At 42.0% G+C, this 26,460-nt stretch carries 14 protein-coding genes; 11 read left to right on the forward strand and 3 right to left on the reverse strand.

Annotation, left to right across the window (positions count from 1 at the left end):
* Nucleotides 1–4: 4 nt before the first annotated feature.
* From BLP33_RS05155 to BLP33_RS05165, 3 genes are all read left to right on the forward strand, one after another.
* Nucleotides 5–1,546, forward strand: a complete 1,542-nt coding sequence (locus BLP33_RS05155) for a RagB/SusD family nutrient uptake outer membrane protein (RefSeq protein ID WP_090526217.1) — start codon at nt 5–7, stop codon at nt 1,544–1,546.
* A gap of 70 nt (nt 1,547–1,616) precedes the next feature.
* The gene (locus BLP33_RS05160) at nt 1,617–4,919 is read left to right on the forward strand and encodes a VCBS repeat-containing protein (protein ID WP_090525525.1); all 3,303 of its coding nucleotides are present in this window, start codon (nt 1,617–1,619) and stop codon (nt 4,917–4,919) included.
* On the forward strand, nt 4,906–8,253 hold the full coding sequence (locus BLP33_RS05165) for an FG-GAP repeat domain-containing protein (RefSeq protein ID WP_175489931.1): 3,348 nt from the start codon (nt 4,906–4,908) through the stop codon (nt 8,251–8,253). The genes BLP33_RS05160 and BLP33_RS05165 overlap by 14 nt, the downstream gene beginning before the upstream one ends.
* A gap of 7 nt (nt 8,254–8,260) precedes the next feature.
* On the opposite strand, the gene BLP33_RS05170 is transcribed toward BLP33_RS05165, so the two are convergent.
* Nucleotides 8,261–9,190 (reverse strand): GyrI-like domain-containing protein, encoded by a 930-nt coding sequence (locus BLP33_RS05170; RefSeq protein WP_090525529.1) that lies wholly within the window; start codon nt 9,188–9,190, stop codon nt 8,261–8,263.
* Between the two features lie 245 nt (nt 9,191–9,435).
* Between BLP33_RS05170 and BLP33_RS05175 the strand changes: the two genes are divergently transcribed.
* Nucleotides 9,436–10,764, forward strand: a complete 1,329-nt coding sequence (locus tag BLP33_RS05175) for a vanadium-dependent haloperoxidase (protein WP_090525531.1) — start codon at nt 9,436–9,438, stop codon at nt 10,762–10,764.
* A gap of 31 nt (nt 10,765–10,795) precedes the next feature.
* A complete protein-coding gene (locus BLP33_RS05180; RefSeq protein ID WP_254780057.1) occupies nt 10,796–12,835 on the forward strand; it encodes a glycoside hydrolase family 65 protein in 2,040 nt (679 codons plus the stop codon).
* 135 nt (nt 12,836–12,970) lie between these two features.
* Here the strand turns inward: BLP33_RS05180 and treA are convergent, their stop codons facing one another.
* Nucleotides 12,971–14,563 (reverse strand): alpha,alpha-trehalase TreA, encoded by a 1,593-nt coding sequence (treA, locus tag BLP33_RS05185; RefSeq protein ID WP_090525533.1) that lies wholly within the window; start codon nt 14,561–14,563, stop codon nt 12,971–12,973.
* Nucleotides 14,564–14,752: 189 nt separating this feature from the next.
* On the opposite strand from treA, the gene BLP33_RS05190 reads away from it, so the two are divergent.
* Entirely contained in the window at nt 14,753–15,904 is a 1,152-nt protein-coding gene (locus BLP33_RS05190) for a glycoside hydrolase family 130 protein (RefSeq protein ID WP_090525535.1), read from the forward strand.
* 282 nt (nt 15,905–16,186) lie between these two features.
* On the opposite strand, the gene BLP33_RS05200 is transcribed toward BLP33_RS05190, so the two are convergent.
* A complete protein-coding gene (locus tag BLP33_RS05200; RefSeq protein ID WP_254780058.1) occupies nt 16,187–19,576 on the reverse strand; it encodes a DEAD/DEAH box helicase in 3,390 nt (1,129 codons plus the stop codon).
* Nucleotides 19,577–19,734: 158 nt separating this feature from the next.
* Here BLP33_RS05200 and BLP33_RS05205 point away from each other — a divergent pair, with 158 nt between their 5' ends.
* The 5 genes from BLP33_RS05205 (at nt 19,735) to mqnE (ending at nt 26,348) form a co-directional block, all read left to right on the forward strand.
* On the forward strand, nt 19,735–22,473 hold the full coding sequence (locus BLP33_RS05205; protein ID WP_090525539.1) for a bifunctional YncE family protein/alkaline phosphatase family protein: 2,739 nt from the start codon (nt 19,735–19,737) through the stop codon (nt 22,471–22,473).
* A 289-nt stretch (nt 22,474–22,762) separates the two neighbouring features.
* Nucleotides 22,763–23,872 (forward strand): deoxyribonuclease II family protein, encoded by a 1,110-nt coding sequence (locus BLP33_RS05210; RefSeq protein ID WP_090525541.1) that lies wholly within the window; start codon nt 22,763–22,765, stop codon nt 23,870–23,872.
* Between the two features lie 212 nt (nt 23,873–24,084).
* Nucleotides 24,085–24,780, forward strand: coding sequence for a nucleoside hydrolase-like domain-containing protein (locus BLP33_RS05215; protein ID WP_090526220.1), 696 nt, complete (start codon nt 24,085–24,087; stop codon nt 24,778–24,780).
* Between the two features lie 17 nt (nt 24,781–24,797).
* Nucleotides 24,798–25,061: a hypothetical protein gene (locus tag BLP33_RS05220; RefSeq protein ID WP_090525543.1), complete on the forward strand. Its 264-nt coding sequence runs from the start codon at nt 24,798–24,800 to the stop codon at nt 25,059–25,061.
* Between the two features lie 93 nt (nt 25,062–25,154).
* Nucleotides 25,155–26,348, forward strand: a complete 1,194-nt coding sequence (mqnE, locus tag BLP33_RS05225) for an aminofutalosine synthase MqnE (RefSeq protein WP_090525545.1) — start codon at nt 25,155–25,157, stop codon at nt 26,346–26,348.
* Nucleotides 26,349–26,460 lie beyond the last annotated feature (112 nt).

Below are 26,460 nucleotides of genomic sequence, written 5' to 3' on the forward strand. Positions count from 1 at the left end.
GAAAATGAAAAGAATTACATCACAGGCAGCTATCAGTTGCCTTGCTCTGATGATCGCAAGTGGTTGCGCGAAACTGAATGAGAAAACTTACGGATCAAAATACGTAGACAATAACCCCAGTGGTTCATCTGCTGAGCTTAACGGTGTTTACTCGCAGTTGTATGGGCAAACCGACCAGGCAAATACCTACGCTTTACAGGAGCATCCAACGGATGAAATGATGGGTCCAACCCGCGGTACAGACTGGGGCGATTTTGGTACATGGCGTAAACTACATACCCATACCTGGACACCGATCCACAACCAGGTTAACGACACCTGGGATCAGTTGAATATAGGTGTGTTCCGTGCGACACAGGTTGTAAAAAAAGCTACTGATAATAATATCAAAGCACAGGCGAGTTTCCTGAGGGCTTACTTTATGTTCCAGATAGTTGACTTGTACGGACAACAGCCATTTCGTGATCCTGATGCGCCAACTTCATCTATACCAACTGTAATGAAACGCCCGGAGGCAACAGATTTTATAATTAAAGATCTGGAGTTTGCGGAAGCCAATCTCGCCGCTACTACGGCTAACATAGGCATAGCTAATAAAGCAGCAGCACAAGCACTGTTAGCCAAGGTTTACCTTAACAAAGCAGTTTACACTGCAACAACCGTTGGCGGCCCTTTTACATTTGCTAAGGCAGATATGGATAAAGTGATAGAATATGCCAACAAGGTAACCGCTGCTGGTTATACCCTGGAGCCAGCCGGCAAATATTTTCAGGATTTTGCCTGGGATAACTCAGAAAAATCGCATGGAAACATTTTTGGTTTTTATAACACCGAAACCTCAGCTCCGGCATCGGCTAAAAACCGCTGGAGAATGGGGCTGCATTATAACCAAACTCCGGATGGCTGGAACGGTTTTACCACACTGGCCGATTTTTATAACTCATTTGAAGCTACAGACGAACGCCGTGGTGTAGATTATCCTGGATTAACTGATAAAGTTGGTTTAAGGGCGGGTTTTGCTGTGGGACAACAATATGGTCCGGGTCACAAAGCTTTAACACAGCGTAGTGGCAAGCCTCTGATTTTTACACCGGATGTTAACCTTAACTTTTCAACCGAAGCTCAAGGAATCAGGGTGTTTAAGTATTTTCCCCAACCCAAGGCTGATAACACAGTTAACGATGATAATTCATCTAATGATTATGTGATTTTGCGTTACGCCGACGTGGTGCTTGAAAAAGCGGAAGCTATTTTACGCGGTGGTACTGACCCTATGGGACAAACAGCGTTGCAGCTTGTAAATTCAATCCGTGTACCTCGCGGTGCCACAGCTTTAGCTACTGTTGATTTAGCTGCTATGCTTGCTGAAAGGGGCCGTGAACTTTACTGGGAAGGTTGGAGAAGGAATGACCTGATCCGTTTTGAGAAATTTAATGATCCGGTTGATCAGCGCCCGGCCAAAACAGATAAAAGCAAAACGATCTATCCAATTCCTCAGCGTGCAATTGATACAAACCCTAACCTTACCCAAAACCCAGGTTATTGATAATTGAGATTTATTTGATTGAAAGGAACGTAGCGGAAAATTCCGCTACGTTTGTTTTATCCCCGATTATATGCATTCAAAAATACCCCTGACTCTATTCGGCTTAACTCTTATTATTCTTTGTGCCTGTAATCGTGCCAATAAACAAACCCTGTTTACGCTCCAGGATAATGAAGCTATGGGTGTAAATTTTGCTAACCAACTTAATGACCAGGACCGCACAAATGTTTTTACTTTCCGTAATTATTACAACGGGGGAGGCGTAGCTATCGGCGATGTTAATAATGACGGCCTAAACGACGTTTACTTAACCTCAAACATGGGGGGCAACCAATTATATATCAATAAAGGCAATTGGAAATTTGAAAATGTAACTGATAAGGCAGGGGTTAAGGGTACTAAATACTGGAGTACCGGGGCTACAATGGTTGATATTAATGGCGATGGGTGGCTCGATATTTACGTTTGCCATAGCGGGAATGCCCGCGGCAATGAAAAAGGGAACGAGTTGTTTATAAACCAGCATAATGGCACGTTTAAAGAAGAAGCCCAAAAATATGGCCTGGTAGATAATGGATTATCAACCCAGGCCATATTTTTCGACCATGACAATGACGGCGACCTGGATTGCTTTGTATTAAACAACTCTTTCAGGCCTATAGAATCCTTTGATTTCAGCAAAAACCTTCGCGCCGTTGTTGATGAACTGGGCGGCGCGCGCCTGTACCGTAACGATGGCGGGCACTTCACCAACGTAACTAAAGAGGCCGGCATCTATTCAAGTGATATTGGCTTTGGCCTGGGCGTTTCTGTTGCCGATATAAACCAGGATGGCTATCCCGATATTTACGTATCTAATGATTTTTTTGAGCGCGATTATCTCTACATCAACCAAAAAAACGGAACATTTAAAGAAGACATACAAAATGAAACAGGACACCTGAGCCTGGCTTCAATGGGCTCGGATATTGCCGATATTAATAACGATGGGCAGTACGATATTTTTACCACCGAGATGCTGCCCGAAGGTGACCAGCGTTTAAAAAAAATGACTTCGTTTGAATCGTACGATGTGATCAAAGCAAAGCAGCGGGATGGCTATTATAATCAATACATGCAAAATTGCCTGCAGGTACGTAATGCAGATGGCAAATTTTCAGAAACTGCATTTTATTCGGGGGTAGCCGCGACTGACTGGAGCTGGGGAGCGCTGATGTTTGATATGGATAACGATGGTTGGAAAGATATTTTTGTATCAAACGGTATTTATAAAGACCTGACCGATCAGGATTACATTGAATTTTTAGGCAATCGTGATAATATGGCCAAAATAGCCGAAGGCCGGAAAAAATTTGATTATAAAGATTTTACTGATAAAATGGCTTCATCGCCTTTGTCTAATTATGCCTATCTGAATAATCACAACCTTACTTTCACCAATAAATCAACTGATTTTGGTTTGGATAAGCCGGGGTTTAGTAACGGTTCGTCATATGCCGATCTGGATAATGATGGGGACAATGACCTCATCGTAAATAACGAAAATGCCCAGGTGTCGATCTTTAAAAACAACGCCGAAAAAAACGGGAACCATCATATCCAAATAAAATTAAAAGGAACAGGTCTGAATACTTTTGGAATAGGTACTACGGTAAAAGTGTTTATGAAGGGCAGTTCGCTAATTTACTATAATCAGCCTACACGTGGTTTTCAAAGTTGCACATCGCCCAATTTACTTACAATAGGTATAGGTAAATACAAATCTATTGATTCGGTCCAGGTGATTTGGCCGGGTAATACTTATCAGTTGCTAAAAAACGTAAACGCGGATAAAGTTTACGCGGTTAATCAAACCGATGCCGCCTTGAAATATAACTGGACAAAGCCTGCTGTTAAAACACTATTTGCCGATGTTACCAAATCAATATTTGACAGCATTCCTAAGCATAAGGAGGACGATTTTATCGATTTCGACAACGAGCGCCTGATGCTCCAGATGTTATCGACAGAAAATCCTTATATGGCTACCGGTGACGTTAATGGCGACGGGCTGACTGATTTTTATTTCGGAAGCTCAAAAAACAGCTTTGCCAGCATCTATATCCAGCAAAAGAACGGTAAGTTTAAACAAACTATTCCCGAAGATTTTAAAAAGCAGGAATACCTGGAAAATGCCGGGGCTGTTTTTGGCGATTTTGATGGCGATGGCGACCAGGACCTGATTATAGGAGTAGGAGGTAATGCCGATGAAGCCGAAACACCAGTCTATAATCCCCGCTTTTTTGTGAACGATGGTAAAGGGAATTTTCATAGGGACCCTGAGAGAACACTCCATGCAGCTGTTAATGCCTCGATCATTATTTCGGCTGATTATGATGGCGATGGCAAGCCCGACCTTTTTATTGGGGGCAGAAGTATGCCCGGGCTTTACGGATGTTCGCCGCAATCATTTGTTTTTCATAATGAAGGCAACGGGCATTTTACCGATGTATCAAAATTAGTATTGGGCACGGATACAAGGCTCGGTATGGTAACAGCAGCCAAATGGGCTGATATTGATCATAACGGCTCGCCCGATTTGATAATTGCCGGTGATTGGATGGGAATTAAGATTTTCAAAAACAACAAAGGAAAATTTGCTGAAGATAAACAACTGGCTAATTACAAAGGCTGGTGGAGCAGTCTTGAAATTGCTGATGTGGATGGCGATGGCGCACTTGATATTATTGGCGGTAACATCGGGCTTAACTCAAAATTCAGGGCTTCGTTTGAGCAACCAATGGAAATTTTTGTAAAGGATTTCGATAATAACGGTACAAAAGAATGTGTAACTTCCATGTATAAAAGTGATGGGGTAAACTATGTTTTTCATATGAAACCTGATTTAGTGGGCCAGATGCCAATCTTCAAAAAACGTTTTCTGCGCTATATTGACTATGCGGGCAAACCATTTGACGAGGTATTTCCTGCTGAGATGCTTGATGGCGCCGAAAAGCACCAAATGAATTTCCTGGCTTCGGCGGTATTTTTTAATAAACGCGGAAAATTTATTTGTAAACCACTGCCTGCCGATGCACAGTTATCTATGATAAATACTATTTTGTGTGCAGATTTTGATAATACCGGAGCTGTGAAGATCATATTAGGAGGTAACTTTTATGGCTTTAAACCCGAAATCGGCCGGCTTGATGCCAATCGGGGGCTTGTTTATCAATATACAAAAAATGGGTTTGCTTATTTTCCGGCTGCCAAAACGGGCCTCAATTTAAACGGACAGGTACGCTCATCGTTAGGTATAAGAAATGCATCCGGTAAAAATTATTACCTGTTTGGCATTAATGATGAACCGCTTAAAGCTTATGAACTACGTTAACATCAATTTAATGCTGTTTGCCAAATATATTCTGAGATACTTCTTTATCCTTCTTTGTATTGGTGTGGTCGGCCTGTCTTCTTGTAAACCCCAAAAGGCCGGAGAAGGTGTATTTAAATTACTCCCAGCTAATGAAACGGGGGTGACCTTCGAAAACAGGAACGTAGTATCCGATTCGGTCAATGTTTTAGATTATTTGTATTTCTACAACGGTGCCGGCATAGCTACCGCTGATTTTAATAACGACGGCTTGCCCGATCTTTATTTCGTATCAAACCAGGGTTCTAACAAGCTTTACCTTAATAAGGGAGGGATGAAGTTTGAAGACATCACCGATAGAGCGGGTGTTGCAGGTACCGGGAATTGGAAAACCGGCGTAACTGTAGTTGATATCAATGGCGATGGATTTAAAGATATCTACGTAAGCGTGGTGTCAGGTTATAAAACCTTTAAAGGTAAAAATCAGCTTTACATCAATAACGGTAATTTAACTTTTACAGAAAGCGCGGCCAAATACGGGCTCGATTTTGCAGGACTTTCTACCCAGGCTTCTTTTTTTGATTATGATAAGGACGGTGACCTGGATATGTTCCTGCTTACCTCATCAGTTCATAGCAATGATACCTATGGCGATTCAACCCAAAGGTTTAAATACAGCCATGATGCCGGCGATCATCTTTTCAGGAATGACAATGGACACTTTACAGATGTAACTGCGGGTTCAGGCATTTATTCGGCGCCAATTGGTTACGGATTAGGTGTGAGTGTAGGTGATTTGAATAATGATGGCTGGGATGATCTTTATGTAAGTAACGACTTTTTTGAGCAGGACTATTACTACGTTAACCAACATAACGGCACATTTAAAGAAGAGTTGAAAAGTGCGTTCGGACATACGAGCCTTTTTTCAATGGGGAATACTATCAGTGATATCAACCAGGATGGCCATTTGGATGTGCTTAGCACCGACATGCTTCCGGAAGAAATGAAGGTGTTACGATCGACCATCAACGACGAACCTTTGGATATTTATAATCAGGAAGTTAATGCCGGGTATTACTATCAATATTCAAAAAATTGTATGCAATTGAACGTAGGCAACGGCAATAAGTTTGTCGACCTGAGTTTGTACAGCGGGAACTCTGCTACGGATTGGACATGGTCGCCACTGGTACAGGATTTTGATATGGACGGAATGAAAGATATGTTCTTCTCCAACGGTATCAAACGCCGTCTCAATGATATGGACTACCTGAAATATCTTGGTGACCCCATGGTTATGCAGGCATATAAACAAAATCGCGTTTTTGATAAGGACAAGATCAACAGAATGCCCGAAGGCGGCGTGCATAATTACTTTTATCACGGTGAGGATAAATTGAAATTTACAGATGTTTCTAACGGCAACGATATGCAGCAAGCATCTATATCGGCAGGATCTGTTGCCGTTGATTTAGATAATGATGGCGATCTCGATATTGTGACCAACAATATGGATGAACCGGCATATATCTATAACAATACCACAATGGAGAACCGCAAAGAAAGCAAGCCGGGCTATCTTAAATACACTGTAAAATATAACCTTTTAAACCGTGATGGCATCGGTACTAAATTTTTCCTTAAGTCAAAGCATCATCTCGATCACCAGGAAATACAAACCAGCAATGCGTACGAAAGTAATTTGAATAACGAGCTGCTTTTTACATTTGCCCCTGACGATAAACCAGAATCGTTGTTAGTGGTTTGGCCTGACAATAGCTACGAAGTGGTGAATGATTTTAGGCTCGGTCAGAAAACCACTTTAAGATATAACCCTCAAGCAGTTGAAAATAGTAAACCTATAGCTAAGGTTATCGAAGCTTTCATCAGCGATAAAAAACAGTTTGACAGCAAATTTATACAAGCAAAGCTTTTGACCACCGTTAAAACTTTTGATACTCCCGACTTTAATTATTATTCGCTTTTACCGCACACTTATTTGCAGCACACTCCCGCAGTTGCCGTAGCTGATGCCAATAATGATGGCATTGATGATATTTACGTAGGAGGCATAGCCGACGAAGAAAAATACATACTTGCAGGTGATAAATCGGGAGGATTTACCAAAGTTAAAGTGTCATTATTTGACCGGGATAAATATATTGCGGATGAGCAGGCTACATGGGCTGATGTAAATAACGATGGTAAGCCCGATTTGATCGTGATCAGCGCTAACCATCCTTTTCAGGAAACCGAGAAATTGATACAGCCCCGGTTATATATCAATAAAGGCAATTTTCAGTTTGAAGATCAACATTTGCCAAAACTCAATTACCAGGCATCAAAAATTACGTTGTTTGATTTTAACGGAGATGGGCTGAACGATATTTTATTTACCAGCACCGTTTCATTTAAGGATTATACAGCGACTGTTCCTTCCTCGATATTGATTAATAAAGGCAATGGAAAGTTTGAAATAAGTCACGACAAGGCATATAATCAAATCGCGGACCTGCAATATGTCACCAGTATAACAACTGCTGATATCGATCACAATGGCAAGCCCGATCTGCTGATAACAGCCGAGTGGCAGCCGATTTACATTTTCCTGAATGATGGAAAAAAATTAGATCGTTTTTCATCGCCGGTTTTGGATAAGGAAAAAGGCTGGTGGCAATCGGCTATAATAAGCGATATAGATGGCGACGGCAAGGCCGACCTTATCGCCGGCAATTGGGGATTGAACAATAAATATAATGTTACTGCCGATCAGCCGCTTTATGCCTATAATACCGATTTGGACAAGGATGGCAAAAACGATTTGATATTATCATATTTTTATAAAGGCCTCTATTACCCGTTTCGTCCAAAAAATGATTTGGAGCAGGAACTGCCATATCTTAAAAAAGAATGGCTTAGCTATCAAAAAATGGCCGATAAAACCACCCCTGAGGTATTTAAGGACAAACTGGATGATAATGACAGGTTAAGTGTGAACCAATTCAATAGTATTTTTGTGAGTGATCTATTGCATGCTGCTTCAATTACTGCACTACCTTATCTTTATCAGCAAGCCCCTATCAAATCGATGTTAAAATATGATAATGGTGATATATTGCTGAACGGAAACTTTTGGGGTGTTGTGCCCTATGAAGGAAAGTACGATGCACTCGGCCTGGCCGGCTTACACTACAACAAACAGCAAAAACAATTTGATACGCCGACATACTATGTTAACGGTGCAATCAACTCACAGGAAATCACTTATCTGGCGCCAGTGAAAACGGCAACCAATCTGAATAATTATCTTGCGGTTACCTATGATGGCCGGGTAATGTTATTAAGCAGATAACGTAATATCACAATATTGGATAATATATTTTGGTAATCCATTTTGAGGTATCCTTTTGTGCCAGCCTATCGGTAACAAGCGATTGAAAAGGCATGGCAGGTGATACCAGCCTGTGATCTGTCATGTATATTTTCATTTGTACCAATGCATTGTTGACTGTGTTTTGGCCGCCACGTACATCAGCCACCAATAAATTGCCTCCCTTTGGTATATTATTTAAACTTGTTTTTTGAAACGGAATTATCCTTTTGTTAATCGGTAAGGCGACATTTACCTGGTATTCGTGCTCATCTGTTTGGGTGACGTTAAGCATAGGGAAATTTGTTTGTTTGGCCCCCTGGCTGCCAGCTTGGTGTTGGAGGGTTTTAATGGTGTTGTAAATTGCTTGTAATGAAGGATATATCGGATAGGTGTTAGCTGAAACGAGCAAAACTGTGTCTTTAGCATGATTTAAGTATATTCTATAGCCATATGCGTTTCTTTCATCCTCAAGAAAATGTTTAAGGGTTAGTAAAATTTCGCCAACCAGTTTTTCTGCATCTTTGGTTTTGAAATAATTAGTTATCCGTGATAAAAATTGGGTGTTATTCTCATCAACAGCATCCCATTTAAATTTGACAGAACCTTCGGCGTCGGCAAAATAGCTTATTTTGCCGCTAAAGGTCAGGTTATCTTTTTTCAATTTAAGATAGGTACTGCTATTGGTCATTTTATCGATACCGATCTTTGTACCTTTAAAATTGTATTGCCTGTACCCGGTTTTGGTGCCGGGCCACCATTTATTCCATCCACTTTCTGTGGTCAGGAATTTTCCGGCAATAACATCGGAGGTATCAATTGACAGGTCCTGGGTTATAACAGGTTTTTCGGGGAGCAAAACATTAGCCGCTGCAATAATTACAATAATGGTAAGTATAATAAAAAAGATCTTCTTCATTTAGTTTATAAAAGACGGATACCCGGGGTGATAAATTTAATAATATCGGGTGGATTAACAGGTGTATATTGTTATAAAATATGTTGCCTTTTTATTAAATAAAAAAAGTGCCTCATCGGGTTAAAAAACTAATGTAAATATGCTGTAGCGTACAAAAAAAAGCCTATATTGGCTGTTGATCAATCAAAAAACCAGCAGATTTTCTCCTTGTGTATCTGTTCGGTTTTTAACCTATTTTATAACTTATGAGATCCTTTTTATTTTGCCTTGCCGGTGTATTACTTTTATTCACCTCCTGTAAAAAGCCCTACTATGAAAAAGTACTCCACGATCCCGAACTTTATCGTATAACCGTTAAAAAACTTAATGATATTGTACTGGAAAATAACTTTCCGCCGGTTACAGCTTCCCGTAATTATGTATATGCCAATATAGCCGCCTATGAAGTTATAGCTTCCGGAGATCCTGAGCATTTTAGATCATTAGCCGGGCAAATTAAGCACTTACCGGCCGTACCCAAAGCGTCAAAAGATACTGCTGTTGATTACCAATTTGCTTCGTTGCTTGCCTTTTGCACAGTTGGCAATGCGGTAACGTTTCCGGAAGGTAGTATGGATCAATATGTTGATGAGCTTAAAAAGAAGGCCAAAGATGCAGGTATGCCGTCGGTTTTGTTTGATGGTTCCGTAAACTACGCTGATAAAGTCGCTAAATTTATATTGAAGTGGAGCAAAGGCGATCACTATGCACAAACACGGTCGGCAAGTAAATACACAGTAAAACAGCAGGATGGCCGTTGGATCCCCACGCCGCCCATGTACGCGCAGGCCCTTGAGGCCCATTGGGGTGAGATCAGGCCCATGGTGCTGGATTCCACAGCTCAATTTATTCCACCCGATCCGCCGGCTTTCAATGTTAAAGACCATAACAGTCCTTTTTACAAACAGGCGCTTGAAGTAAAGCAAATAGTTGACAGCCTAACCAAAGAAGAGAAACATCAGGCCGATTTTTGGGATGATAATGCCTTTAAACTCAACGTCGTAGGCCATGCATCGTTCGCGACCAAGAAGTTTTCGCCGGGAGGGCACTGGATGAATATTACCGCAATTGGCACAAGAATTAAAAAGTTTGATTTTGGAACCACAGTAAGCGTTTATACCGAAACGGCGATCGCTCTGTTTGATGGCTTTATTAATTGCTGGTACCTTAAATACCGCTCAAATTACGTTCGCCCCGAAACCATAATTACCAAATATATGGATGCCGAATGGCGCCCATATATTCAAACGCCCCCCTTTCCGGAGTATAGTAGCGGCCATGCCGTAATTTCGGCAGCCGCGGCCGAAGTACTTACCAATAGGATCGGTGATAATTTTGCATATACAGATTCATCAGAAATGGAGTTTGGGATCGATCCGCTTTCTTTTAAATCATTCCGGGCGGCCGCGAAATCAGCAGGGATGTCAAGGGTAATGGGAGGAATCCATTTTAAGAATGCCTGTATTGTGGGCAATAAACAAGGCGCCGAGATTGGGCAACTGGTGGTGAAAAAGCTACAATTAAAAATTAAGTAGTATTTTATTTATTTTAATTAAATAATTGATTTTGAACAGGATATTTAAATTGAGCTTGTTTTTCGCTTTGCTAACACCTGCTGTGTCTGAGGCGCAAAGCATCGATCCATGGAAAATTAAAGCCGACAAAATTGATCCCGCAAACTATTACGGAATTACCGTAGCCAACGGGATGATTGGGATAGTATCAGCACCGGAGCCTTTCAAGGTTAAAAATGTAGTACTGGCCGGCGCCTATGATCTATATGGCAGGGGGCGGGTAAGCAATTTCCTGAACAGCTTTAACCTGCTTAATATGTACCTTGAAATAGATGGCAGACGGATCGATGCTAAAAGTATTAACAATTTTAAGCAGGAACTGGATATGCAACACGCCGCCTTCACTACTACCTTTGATTATGCCGATAAAGCGACCATAAAATATACTTATTACTCGCTGCGGCAACTGCCCTTTACCGTTTTGATGGATGTTTCGGTAACAGCAAAACAGGCCATCAACATTACATCGGCCAGTGTAATGGAAGCGCCCGATGCGCTCAAAGAAGTGCAGAATTATTATAACGAAATCGACAGACCGCATGTAACCATTAGTTTGCTTACTTCAACAGCAAAGAGCCCTACAGGTAAAATGCAGTTATGTGCATCTACTTCGTTCTTATTCAGCGAACCGCACGGACAGGAGCCGCGTATTATTCATGAAATGTGGGACAATAACATGCACCTTATGAAGTTTAGCAAAGCGATAGCTGCCGGGCAAACTTATAATTATGCGGTAACTGGTTCATCCATAACTTCGGCACACCATGCCGACCCACTGAATGAAGCCGAACGCCTCACCATTTTTGCCAAATTGGAAGGTCGGGACAGGCTAATTAAATTTCATAACAAGGCCTGGAGTGAGCTGTGGACAAGTGATATCCAAATAGAGGGTGATGACCAGTCACAGCAGGATATTCACAGCATGTTATATCATTTATACTCATTCTCGAGGGCTGGCACAGCATACTCACCTTCACCTATGGGACTTTCTGGGTTGGGTTACAATGGCCACGTTTTTTGGGATTGTGATGTTTGGATGTATCCGGCTATGTTGGTTTTACACCCCGACATTGCCAAATCTATGGTTGAATACCGGTTTGAACGATTGGATGCCGCGCGTAAAAATGCGTTTTCACATGGTTATAAAGGAGCGATGTTCCCCTGGGAAAGCGCTGACAGCGGGGTAGAGGAAACACCGGTTTGGGCTTTGAGTGGTCCGTTTGAGCACCATATTACTGCGGATGTAGCGCTGGCCGCGTGGAATTACTATTGCGTAACCCAGGATAAACAATGGCTAAAAGAAAAAGGTTGGCCGATACTTTCAGCCACTGCCGATTTTTGGGCAAGCAGAGTTGAACGCAATGGACCCGGTCATTATGATATTAACAACGTAGTAGCTGCAGATGAATGGGCCGAAAACATTGACAATAATGCTTTCACCAATGCCGCAGCGAAAGCTAACTTGCTAAATGCTAACGCTGCTGCCAAAATCCTGGGAGAGAAGGCCGATGCCGATTGGGCAAATGTTGCTCAAAACATCCCGATCCTCAGGTTAGATAACGGCGTCACCCGCGAGCATGCTTCTTATAAGGGTGAAGGGATTAAGCAGGCTGATGTTAACCTGTTAGCTTATCCGCTTAAAACAATAACCGATCCGGCACAAATTAAGAAAGATCTTGAATACTACGAAACCCGTGTACCTAACGAAGGTACACCTGCCATGACCCAGGCCGTTTTTGCTTTATTATACTCGCGGTTGGGCAATGGCGATAAGGCATTTCACTTTTTTAAGGATGCTTATGAACCTAATCTCAACCCGCCGTTCCGGGTAATTGCCGAAACAAAAGGTGGAACCAATCCGTATTTTGCTACAGGCGCAGGTGGTATTATTCAAAGCTTGCTCATGGGTTTTGGCGGTTTGGATATTACACCAACCGGTATAGTACAAGTTAAAAGCAAGTTGCCTGCTAACTGGAAATCATTGAAAATTACAGGCGTGGGGATGAATAGAGCTACTTATACAATAAAGTAACTGTTTTATAACTTTACACGTCATGCCCTTTAAAATCTCCTGCGTTTGACAGAGAGAACGAATTGGCGATTGGAAGACTTACGAAGTTTTTAAAGCTTCGTAAGTCTGGCTTCTGAAACTTGCTTTACCAGGTACTTAGTTCTGAACTTCTGCCGGAGCCTTTTCTAATTGCTGGGTATCAATATGATACCTGTTTACTAAGTGCAGTAATACCCCATTTGTCCACCCGAAACCATCTTGCAGGGGGTATTCACCTCCGCCGGCAGTTAATTGTGTATCAACCACATTATACTTTTCAAGCAATTTGCCTGTTTGTTTAAACACCCGGATGTTAAGTTTAAGCCAGCGGATGGCTATCTCTTTAGCCAGCGTATTGTAATTGTACTTTTCAAGGCCGTCTACAGCTATGTATTGCAGTGGCGCCCAGCCATTGGGTGCATCCCACTGCTGGCCGGAAAAGTTGAGGGTAGTAACCAATCCGCCGGGTTTCAGGAAATTATTTTTGAGCCCATCAGCTACAAGACGGGCTTGCTCATCACTGGCAATTTTAAATTCGAGAGGGAACTCACCTGCAAGTGTTTCCACGGCAGATAGTTGTTTCAGCTGCCAGTTGTAATCATCAAACCAGCCTGTTTTTTGGTTCCAGCAATATTTCAGGATAGCATTTTTGCGGCTGTTTGCCCTATATCTATACATTTTGGCAAGCTTTGCATTTGAAAGTTGGTTTAAACTTCGTGCAATAGTCATTTCCAGGTTATATAATAGGCAATTCAAATCAACCGGTATAATATCGGTGGTTTGTATAGTTGGCAACTTACCCGATTCATCAAACCAGCGCGTACTGAAATCCCAACCCGAAGCCGCCGCTGCCCGCACGTTGCGGTAAAATTGTGCTGCCGGTTGTTTGCTTTCTTTGGCGGCATTAACATCTTTTATATATGATTCTTCGCGGGGTTCATCACTTTCGTCCCAATAACGGTTCATTATCTGCCCATCCGGCATTCGTACAACCCGGTGTGCAGCCTGATTGGCTTGTACAGCTTCCCATCCATGCATCCAATATTCATATTCTTTGATCAATTGCGGCCTGAAATGTACCAATACTTTCTCTCCATCAATTTTGGCCAACAGGTTTACCATCATAGCAAAAAATGGCGGCTGCGAACGGGTAAGATAATAACTTCGATTGCCGTTGGGTATAAAGCCATATTTATCAATAAGGTAAGCAAAGTTTTCGACCATGTTGCGGATCACTTTAACCTGATGGCTTTCCTGTAAGCCTAACATCGTAAAATATGAGTCCCAATAGTAAATTTCCCTGAACCTGCCGCCAGGTACAATGTAAGGGTTAGGCAGCGCCAGGGTTGATGAAAAAGGTTTTGCTTCATCCGGACGGCGTTGTAATACCTGCCACAAAGTATCAATATGTTTGCGGATACCGGCCGATATATCTGTTTGAAAATTGTTGTGTGATACAGGTACGTTAAAATTGGCCAATATAAATGCCTGGAGGTTAAACCCGGGCTGATCTTTCTGTTCGTTATAAGCCTTCATGATCAGTGCCGGATCCTGTTTGGGCACAGCGTCAACAAAAGTTTTGTTATCAGGGAAAATGGTTGAAGTTTGAACCGCCTCAAACAATCCCGGGAACTGTTGCCGGGGTGTAGCCGTTTGCGATTTTGCGTTAAATACAAAGAATAAAAATGCGAGTAAAAAAAGTTTTCTCATCAGCCTAAAATTATACCCTGTTGCAGGATGTGTAATTGGTTTATAACAGGTTATAAATTTACTATTTTTGAAACGAATATAACCGGTATCTGATTTGTTTTCAGGGTTTCTGTGCGATATTATCGCAGGGAAATATTAGATATCAAGGTGTGGGCCAATTAAAAAAACAAAATACATAAGCCATTTATTATGATAAACTTTTTACGGAAGGGAAGTATTATATTTTCGTTGTTACTTACCCAGCTATGCTATGGCCAGTCGCGGGTTAATACCCTGCCTTCCTGGGCCTTTGGCGGCTTTGTGCGGCCGGTAAATATCAATCCTATTATCTCACCAGATACGGTTTCCCGCTTTCTTGATCCTATGAGTAAAAAGCAGGTGCAATGGGAAGCCAATGACACTTTTAACCCTGCTGCAACCGTTAAGAACAATAAAATAGTGGTATTATACCGGGCTGAAGACTTGTACGGCATCGGTATTGGCTTCCGTACCTCTCGTGTTGGGTATGCCGAAAGCACTGATGGAATTCGGTTTAGCAGAAGGAAAACCCCGGTACTATATCCTGATAATGATATCGCTAAAAAGTACGAATGGCCCGGAGGCTGTGAAGACCCCCGCGTAGCCGTCACCGCCGGCGGGACTTATGTTGTTTTTTACACCGAATGGAACCGCGATCTGCCAAGATTAGGTGTGGCCACATCAAAAGACCTCATCCATTGGAAAAAACACGGGCCGATATTTGAAACAGCTTATCATGGCAAATTTTTCAATGTCGCCAGTAAATCGGCTTCTATATTAACCCGGGTGGTTAATGGTAAACAAGTGATTATTAAAGCAAATGGAAAATATTGGCTGTACTGGGGCGAACATCATGTATACGCGGCAACATCGACAAACCTGGTAGACTGGGCCCCGGTGGTTGACAATAAAGGAGAGTTGAAACAACTCATGTCCCCGCGCGATGGTTATTTCGATAGCGACTTAACCGAATGCGGCCCGCCTGCGTTGATGACCAAAAATGGTGTAATCCTGTTTTACAATGGCAAAAACAAACCCGCCGAAGGCAGGGACATCCGGTTTAACGCTAATTCATACTGTGCGGGGCAAGCCTTGTTTGATGCAAAAGATCCTTCTAAATTCAAAACACGCCTCGATATTCCTTTCTTAAGACCAATGGAACCTTTCGAAAAAAGTGGTCAATATATTAACGGAACAGTTTTTATTGAAGGAATGGTTTATTTTAAAAGGAAATGGTTCCTTTACTATGGCTGTGCAGATTCGCGGGTAGCCGTAGCTGTATATGATCCATCGAAACCGGCGCCTCCTGATCCGGTTGAATAGTATTTGACATTTGTTTACTGTTAATGAGAAAAATACAGCTTAAAACCTTTGGGCTTTGGCTTAGCGGCTTATCTGTGTTTGCTTTAGCTGCCTTGTATAGTGGTACAAACCGCTCGGCCTTCCTTGATTATTTTGATACCTGGATGGAGATCATATATCGTGCTGTTTACTTTTGGGCTGTCATTAGTTGTTCACGTTATTGTTACTTTTTTAGTTCTCCCGCTATTACGAAAATCTAAAACGCAATAGCGACGGTTAGCTTGAATGTTCAACAATGATTAACTAATTCAATAAATCAAGGAGGTCATCTTTTGACAATGAACTCGTAGCAGCGCTGTCGGGCCTGATCAGGCTATTGGCGATATCCTTTTTTGATTGCTGCATCACCATGATCTTCTCTTCTATAGTGCCGGGGCAAATGAGCCTTACCGCCACAATTTTTTTATCCTGGCCTATGCGGTGGCAGCGGTCTATGGCCTGGTTTTCGACAGCCGGGTTCCACCACGGATCAACGAGGTAAACATAATCGGCTTCCGTTAAATTGAGACCGGTACCGCCGGCTTTTAGGCTAATCAGGAATACCCTGATGCCGGGATCGTTTTGAAACTCATTAACCACTTGCTCCCGTTTGCGGGTTTGACCGGTGAGGTACGAGAAGCGAATCTCGCGAGATATCAATTCCTTGCGGATAAGATCAAGCATGGAAACAAACTGCGAAAATACGAGGATCTTATGCTGGTGTTTTTTGCTTTCTATTTCTTCAATCAGCGTTTCCAATTTGGCCGATGCATCACCCGGCATTTTCTCGCATTTTATGAGCATCGGCGAGTCGCAGATCTGCCTCAATTTGTTTAACCCTTTTAATACGTTCATCGAGCTCTTTTTTAGCTCTTCGTTTGTTGTGGCCGAAATGTACTCTCTGAATTCTTTTTCGTATGAGTCGTAAATATGGCGCTGCTCCTGCTTCATTTCGCAATACAATACCATTTCTGTTTTCTCGGGCAGTTCAGTTGCAACCTGCTGTTTAGTACGTCGAAGTATAAAAGGCTTTACTTTTTCCTGTAGTTCGGCCGCACGTTTGCTACCCTTAAATTTATCGATCGGAACAGCATAAATATCCTTAAAATATTGCTTGCTTCCCAGCAAACCGGGGCAGGCAAATGAAAGTTGACCGTACAAGTCGAACGTATTATTTTCTACCGGGGTACCCGTTATCGTAATTTTATTGCGCGATTTCAGGAGCCTTACAGCCTTGTAACGCTGCGATTCGGGATTTTTTATATTCTGCGATTCATCGAGAAAAATGTAGTTGAAATTAAAATCCTTTAAAAAATTAATATCTGACAGTAACGTGCCGTAGGAGGTAAGCACTATCTCATACTGGTGTAGGTGTTTGGTATGCTTAAGCCGTTCAGCACCGTAAATGGTATGGATGCTGATGGAAGGCGCAAATTTTTGTACCTCCTGCTGCCAGTTAAACAGGAGCGAGGTTGGCACTACAATAAGATTGGTATTGTTTTCGGTTTTGCTGCGCTGTAAAAGGATAAAGGCAATCACCTGGAGACTTTTACCCAGACCCATATCATCGGCAAGGCAGCCGCCAAAATTAAGGTTATCCAAAAAACTTAACCAGTTTAATCCCTGGCGTTGGTAAGCGCGAAGCGTTCCGTTTAATCCGGGAGGAACCGGTACTTCATCAATGCTTTCTGTACCGGTAAGCTTTCTGTTGTATATCGCAAGTTCGTTTCGCACGTCCTCGTCAAGCATTTCCTCGTCGTAATATTGCTGTATAGCAGTATAATTACTTTTTGAAGTATGCAGCGTGTCATCATCAGCAATCTCTCCCGAATTAAAATAATCGGTGAATTTCTCTATCCATTCGGTGGGTAAAATTCCCCTGGTTCCATCATCAAGGCGTATGTACTTGCTTTTATTTTTTACAGCCTGGTGGACCTGTTTTAACGAAGCTCTTTTTTTGCCAAATTTTATATCGATAACTGTATTGAACCAGTTAATCCCGCTCACTACGTTGATGGTTATCTTTACTTTATGAGGGTTCAGCTTGTTGCCTTCCAGTTCGTTAAAGCCGAGTATTTCGATATTGTTGTTATGCCATTCGTCAAATACATTTAAAAACCACTCCTCATCTAAAAAGTGCCTTTTATGCAGGTAGAAGTAGTCGAGGCCGTTATCCAACTGTTCGTTAAAATAAGGATGTTGTTTTACAAGCAGGGCTGCAAAGGCTATTTCCTCATCATCGCGCCGTTTAACTAAAAATTGGTTGCCTTTTTCGTCGGTTCCGTAGATCTGCTTTTGCGTGCGAATAGGAATCTCGGCCTCGCCATAACGCAGCACGGGGATGATCATTACATGTGCGCCAAAGTCCGACAAATAAATGATCTTTTCGGCAGGCTGATCAAAGCCCTCTTTTATTATCTGTTCCTGTGTTGCAGGCTTAATGTAAGTGTAATCAATGCGGAGTTTGCTTTCCAGCTTATTAAGCAAGTGTGATTTTAATTCTGCAAACTTACTCTTATGCACCTGCAGGCTACCCTGTTTCTTTTTCAGCAAATCAATGATATTCAATACCTGCAGGCTTTCAATAAGATAAAGCGCGTTACCTATGCCGATAAAATAGGTATACCTGATATCAAGATCTTTAATATCATACAGCAAACCATCGATGTTAAAAATACCGCTTATTTCATAAAACTCATCCCAGGTATTTACTTTTAGCTCCAGGTCACTTTTTAAATTTTTAACCAATACAGGGTTTATCGAGCCAGCTGTTACTTTATCCGAAACAGTGTTGTCATGCGCGTAAAAACTGTAGGCTAATGGGTTTTTAACAACGGCTTTTAGTGCTGCGATATCCGCAGCAGTTCTTTGTATGTTAATATGATTTTGAAACTTATGTACCCCGGTAAAGAATTTGAGTTGCTGTGCGTCATTCGTTTCCCAAATCAGGTCTAAAGGAGCTATAGGCACAAGGGGGTTCTTGATTTTTCCATCTTTGGTGCTTTGTGCGGTGTATAGTTCAATAAATAAATATTTATAGTATTTATGCTGTTTTAGTATGATACAAGTTGTTTTATCCGTGTCCTCGCCAGGTTGCCCAACCGGTTCAGAAATGTTATTAACTATAACGCTTTGCAAACTGGCAAGGCTCTCTTTGGTAATGGCTGTTAACGCGGCGGAGCGGGGGACTATCTCGAAATTTTTAGACAGTGATTTTACCTCGAAAAACTTGTCGAGATCAGGGGCCTCTTCAAGTCCGTAATCAGCTGCTGCTTTTTTTAACTTTTTATGTCTTAGTTCGTCATCAAAAAATAACCGTAACTCATCACGCTGTGTTATTGCCGATAGTACCTGTGCCTGATGCTCGCACAGTTTATTACCTGTAGCATGGCACCCGCACGAAAGTGCCAGCTGCCCTTCATGACTGGTAATGATTACCTCGGGGAAGGCAACCGTACCCGACTGATTGGTAAAAGCTCCGTGGTTAATTTCCAAATGTTTGGCCAGTATTTGCCTGTAACTTTGCTTGTCAAAATAAATGCTGACGGCTGCATGAGCGGCAATAACACTTTCACTAAAGTCGGTTATGGTTGCGCCTTTGATGATAATATTATGGTTGCTTTCGCCTTCCTGGTAGCTGATTATCCTGATCACTCGTATATTGATGTGTTACCCGGTAAATATCATAACAATTATATAAAAGAAGACAATCACCAACGCATTTTCGTTAACTATGTAACAATTATATTCTTTATCAAATATTTACCTTTAGTAAACGTATCTGCCTTAATTTAGCCACTTAGTTCAGTACTATGAAGTATCCAAAATTCTTATTGCATCTATCCATATTAGCAATTTTTTTTCCCCTTTATGCCTGCCATACCGTTTCTGGCAACAAACAAAGCTCCGATAATGAACAGGTTAATATGCACAGTGCTTATGATGACAGCACACTAAATCGCCATATACTACCGGTTTTAATGCCTTACAACCGTATTATTGATCCGGCAGGAACGGTGATATCGTTTGGCGATGCATCCGACGAAAATCATAGCATGGATGTAAGGCTGATCCCCGGCACCAGGTTTATCGCTGTCGAAGACCGATACGGACTTACTATAATTGATACACTCTCAAAAAAAGTAACCACCCGCTGGACCTATAAACAAGATCCCCGCTACGGCGGACTTACAAGTACTTACTCCGGCCTAAAAGTTGTAAATATTGACAATCAAACTCAAATATATTGGAGCGCTGCAGCAGGCAAGGGTAAGGATTCAAAATCGTACGTTTTCCAGGCTATCTGGAAAGATGGTAATATCAGCATACAAAACACTTTCAATTTTAAAGCTGAAGGCGAGTCGCCATTGGCATTACCTAACGATTTAGCCATCAATGAAGAAAATGGTATAAATTACTTATATGTAGTTTTAAACGGGAATAATCAACTGGTAAAGATTAATTTAACTGATAATAAAACCGTTTGGACAAGATCGACCGGTGTTGCACCTTATGGATTGACGATAGCAAAGGGCAAGATATTTTTAACCAACTGGGCCGGGCCGCAAGCTATTGATACATTGAAGCGTGAAACAGCGGGTGTACCCTATGGTAAGGCTTATGTCGATCCTAAAACAGGGGCAACAGTGCAGGGCACTGTAATGGTTATGGATTTGGCTAAAGGAGATGTGCTCAAGGAAATTACTGTGGGGCTGCATCCTAATGCCATTATCAACAGTGCCGATGAAGCTTTTGTTTATGTTGCGAATGGCAATAGTGACATGGTATCGGTAATTTCAACAAGTTCATTACAAAATGTAGCAGCGATTGATGTTAAATTAAATCCTGGCAAAAAGAGTTATATAGGTGATACGCCCAATGCTTTAGCCATTAATGCCGATGGTACAATACTTTATGTAGCAAATGGTTTGGATAACGCTGTGGCCATGGTAAAATTGGGTAGTAAAACATCTCTTAAAGGAACCGGCACTAACGAAGTGAAAGGCTTTATTCCAACCGAAGCATACCCTGGCGGCCTGGCTGTTGACGGCAATAATTTATTTGTAACTAACCTGGAAGGAGAAGGCTCGAGGGTAAGTGCCGATGAGATAGGTAAAAGCAATTTGAAAGGTGATTTACCCTCGGGAGCAGACGTTACAGCTTACAACTCGCACCATTCGAAGGCTACGGTATCAATGATAGCCATTCCCGATGATGCTTTGCTTAAAAAGTATACTCAAAAAGTCCAAAACCTAAACCTGAGTTTCCGCCAGCAGATAGCGCAGCTACTGCCCCGTAAAAACATTGCGCCTAAACCCATACCAGAGCGTATTGGCGAGCCATCGGTATTTAACCATGTGCTTTATATCATCAAGGAAAACCGTACATACGACCAGGTTTTGGGCGATATGCCTGAAGGTGAAGGCAATAAATCGCTTTGTATTTATGGTGATAGTGTTACCCCTAATCAGCATAATTTAGCGCGCAACTTTTTATTGCTTGATAATTATTATGCCTCAGGAAAATGCTCTGCCGAAGGGCACCAATGGACTGATGCCGCTATGGTTACAGATTATGTTGAAAAAAGCGTCCGTTCATGGTTTAGAAGTTATCCTCATGTGCAGGAGGATGCTTTGGTTTATGACGGGAACGGTTTTATCTGGAATAATGCCGCCGATCATGGCAAAACGGTCAGAATTTACGGTGAAGCCTGTGCCGTGCATTTTGATGATAAGTTAAACTGGAGCGATATTTATAACAATTACACAGCAGGTAAACCATTTGCATTTAAAAACACCAGCACTATTTCCCGGGTGAGGCCAATGCTGTCACAAAACTTCCCGGGATCCGACGAGCATAAGATTAATGAACAGTTACGGGCCACCGCTTTTATTAAAGAGCTACATGAATATGAGCAAAAGCCCGGCGACCAGTTACCGCAACTAATGATCATGGCCCTATCGGCCGATCATACCGTAGGCACGAGGCCAGGCTACCCGACACCTGACGCTATGGTAGCTGATAATGACCTGGCGCTCGGCCGTATTGTTGAAGCAGTTTCAAAAAGCCGTTTCTGGAAAAACACGGTAATATTTGTTACCGAAGATGATTCACAGGCAGGGTGGGACCATGTATCTGCATATCGTACTACAGGGTTTGTGATTAGTCCGTATAGCAGGTTACAGCATAAGGTGAGCAAAAACTATAATCAAACCTGTATAGTGCGTTCTATTGAGCAAATATTGGGCTTACCACCAATGAATATTATTGACGCTACTGCATTACCTATGTTTGATTGCTTTACCGGCAAACCATCTGCATACACTTATACCAGTTTAAAAAACAGGGTTCCGCTCAATACAATCAACCAGCCTTTTTCTGCGCTAAAAGGTTCTGCATTGCATTTTGCACAATTATCATCAAGACCTGAATACGATCATATTGACGGTGGTAATGATGATGTGATGAACAGGATACTTTGGTTTGCGGCTAAGGGTAAAAAAGCTTATCCCGCTAAACTGGCGGGCAAAGATGAAGACGATGATGATTGATCGGGAAAACAGCTAACTTCAACATCATTCCCAGAGATTAACCGTATAATATTATATGGATGATTAGAGCTCGTTGTCTTAACCAGACAGCGAGTTTTTTTATAGCTGATTGCCTTAAATTTTTATTGATCTATTAATTGTTTTATGCGTAAAAATACGGGAAACTCTTCTGAAAATTCCGTGAAATTACGTGGTCATTTGTGCACGATATTACTTTATCTTTATTGCAAACCTCATCAACGCCTGCAAGCAATTAATCAATCAATTTTTCAACCTAACCAAAAAAATTATGAAAATTTCTGCGCTTGATGAGAACGGCGCACCAGTCGACTGGTGGTTTATCTACAAAGTTCCGCAACTTGACGGAGGTGTGGGTAATGACAAAGCTACAGGGTACGAATATGTTTATTACGACTCAACTATCGATGCCAATACCGACGCCCGAAAAAGGACGATTACAAAATCACCCAATGTTTTGAATGGCGATAAAGGAGCACTCAACCTGACTATGGACTCCGTATTCAAAAACATTAAATCACCGGCTCCGAGTACCGGATGGGTTCTTTATAATGACGAGATGCCCGAAAGTGCCAATAAACATGATGATGGCACCAAAGGGCATACTAAGGGAGTATTGGCATTTGATACCGAATCTAAAACTGCATTTTGGTTACTTCACTCATGGCCGAAATTTGCAGACCCTGGTGCCATCAAAGATCCTACTCCCAAATACGGGCAAACCTACCTGTGCATTTCATTGGATTTGGATACCGCTAATCTTATTGCCAAACAGATGCTGAACCACCAGGAGCCGCAAATCTATCTTCATAATACCGCCAACCTGCCCGCAACTGCCGAGTTGCATTCGCTGACACAGCCTTTGGCGAGCCACCCGATCGCTCTGGGCGACTCGATCGATTTAAAGTCTATTGGCGGTATGCCATTCAAAGTTATAGCCAAGAACCGGGAATGGAATAAAGATTTTTGGAACGAATTGGTAGGGCCTATCCTAAACGACGATTTAGACATTGAAACCTGGATCCGCGGTCCTATTCCACCTATCGCTGATAGCGACGGCATTCACAAAACTTTTGACATCAAGTATATCAATTTAGGTTTCATGGGTGCACACTGGGCCTGGCCCGAAACACATGACCATGCCAAATGGGGAGTTACATTGCATGATCCCTGGGTTTGTGTTGGCGATATCAACCGCATGATTTCGCAAAGGAGGCGCGGCGGCTGTACAATTGCATTTCAAAATCAAACTTTATGGTCGGGTTTATCCAAAACAAGTTTGCTTTTAGCGCCTCCGGGGCATAACAGAACTGAAGCTCACGTTCTGATCCAAAAAACACATCATCTTCATGCCGAAGCACCATTGAGGGAACAGCAGTAAACGTAATTTACAATTTAAAACTTTTCCATACACGCCAGTATACAAAAATTCTGCTCAAGCGGGATTTTTGTATACATATTAGGCTGTTTTTTATAACATAGCGGATGGTTTGCTTATATTTAACTATCTGTTTGATATAAAATTATAAGCCAGCGCTGCCAATGATTTTAAACGGAAAATACTTTAGCTTCGAACCGAGGCGATATGCATTTATGCTAATCGCTCTTTTTACTACTAACGGCTTTGCGCACGCTCAAAACTTACCCAACGAAACAAGACCACGCATCGTAATTACAGCAGATCCGGAATTGGATGATAATAATTCACTTATTCGGTTCCTGCTATATAGCAGTGATGTTGAAATTGAAGGATTGATTTATGCCAGCAGCGCTTTTCATTGGAAGGGAGATAGCAAAAGAACCAAATGGTTTGTACCGGGACGGGAGTATACCCGCTTTGGATTAAACTTGTGCCCATGTGAATCGTGGCGGTGGGGTGAAGGTGAGCATTTTATTCATGATGCTGTGTATACCTACGCAAATGTTTACGCCAATCTAAAAATTCATAATTTCAATTATCCTGCACCTGATGTACTCAGAGGCAAAATCAGGATTGGTAATATTGAATTTGATGGTGATATTTCAAAAGATTCACCAGGTTCAGACCTCATCAAAACCCTGATACTTGATGATAAACCGGGCCAATTGTTTATTACAGCATGGGGAGGCCAAAGCACTATAGCGCGTGCTTTAAAAGCTATTCAGGAACAATATGAGTTCACCGCCAATTGGGAGCAAACGAAATTAAAAATTTATCGAAAGGTGGTTTTACTTCCCTCCAGTGACCAGGATGATACTTATGCAAATTATATTAAACCTAGCTGGCCGGGTGTTTATCATATGTTTTAAAGTATAAAACTGCTAATATGACCCCTGTTAAAGCTATCAGGGAACAATGGCATGAGGACAAAAACTCTTTAAACCAGCATGACGCCGGTGCTGCATCAATAACCCTCGACCAGGTTTACCAGAAAGCAAAGAACGAATGGCTATCTACAGATAAGAAAAAGAATACCATTTATTTTGAAACCAATAACAACGGCATGATCTCAAACGCCAGCTATGTGCCCAACGGCTGTCAGGATGATTGCTCAACAGGGATTTCCATAAGCGAGATCAAGGCACTGTAACTTTATTGTAATTTACTGTGAAATTTGGCCGATATGTGTCATAACGCATATAACTTTTGTGCTTTTTAGTACCTTTGACCAAATTTTTAATTGATGCATAATTCAGATAATTTACAGTTTTTACTTAACGATCCGAATTTATCTGCTGATTTAAAGCATATTGCTCAAAAAGTTCTTGACAAACAACGCATCACTTTTGATGAAGGCGTTTTGCTTTATGAGCAGGGCGAACTTGGCTATCTCGGCACTTTAGCCAATTACATCCGCGAGGAGCGCCACGGCGATAAAACTTATTTTAACCGTAATTTTCATATTGAGCCCACCAATCTTTGCGTTTACGACTGCAAATTTTGTTCGTACTCGCGGCTGCTGAAACAAAAGGCGGAAGGATGGGAGTACACCATGGATGAAATGTTCAACATGGTTACCAAGTATGATGGCGAACCGGTTACTGAGGTTCACATTGTAGGTGGTGTGCTGCCGCAATATGACGTGCCTTTTTACCAGGAACTTTTCGCCCGCATCCGCGCGCATCGCCCGGAGTTGCATATCAAAGCGTTAACCCCGGTTGAATATCACTACATCTTTAAAAAAGCTAAAATTGACTACGCCACAGGCATGCGCCTGATGAAGGAAGCTGGCTTGGACTCTATCCCCGGCGGCGGCGCTGAAATTTTTGACCCGGAAATCAGGGATCAGATCTCAAAAGATAAATGTACTGCCGATCAGTGGCTGGCTATTCATGAAGAATGGCACAAGCTTGGCGGCCGTTCAAACGCTACCATGCTTTACGGGCATATTGAAGCATATAAACACCGCGTTGACCACATGGAACGCTTACGCCAATTGCAGGATAAAACAGGCGGTTTCCAGACGTTCATTCCGCTTAAGTTCCGTAACAAGGATAACCAGATGTCGCACGTACCCGAGGTTTCGGTAATTGAAGATTTGCGAAACTACGCCGTAGCCCGCATCTACCTGGATAACTTCGACCATATTAAAGCTTATTGGGCTATGATCAGTCGTACTACCGCACAGCTTTCGCTTAACTTCGGCGTTGACGACATTGATGGTACGCTTGATGATACCACCAAAATCTATTCAATGGCCGGCGCCGAAGAGCAGCATCCAGGTATGAGCACCAAGCAAGTGGTAGAGTTAATTAAACATGTAGGCCGCCAGCCTATTGAACGTGATACATTATATAATGTAGTAACGGATTATACCAACTTTGTGTTCGGCGACGAACCGAAACCGCAGTATTACAAATTACCGGTAATTAATTAAGCTTTTTAAGCTGAAAGCCAAAGGCCGAAAGCTTAAAGCAAAGCAATAAATTTAGCATAGATAAAAGCAAAAAAGCTTTAAGCCTTCGGCTTTCAGCTTTGGGCTCAAGAAA

This window comes from Mucilaginibacter sp. NFR10 (genome assembly GCF_900100445.1).
In the GTDB taxonomy this organism is placed as follows: domain Bacteria; phylum Bacteroidota; class Bacteroidia; order Sphingobacteriales; family Sphingobacteriaceae; genus Mucilaginibacter; species Mucilaginibacter rubeus.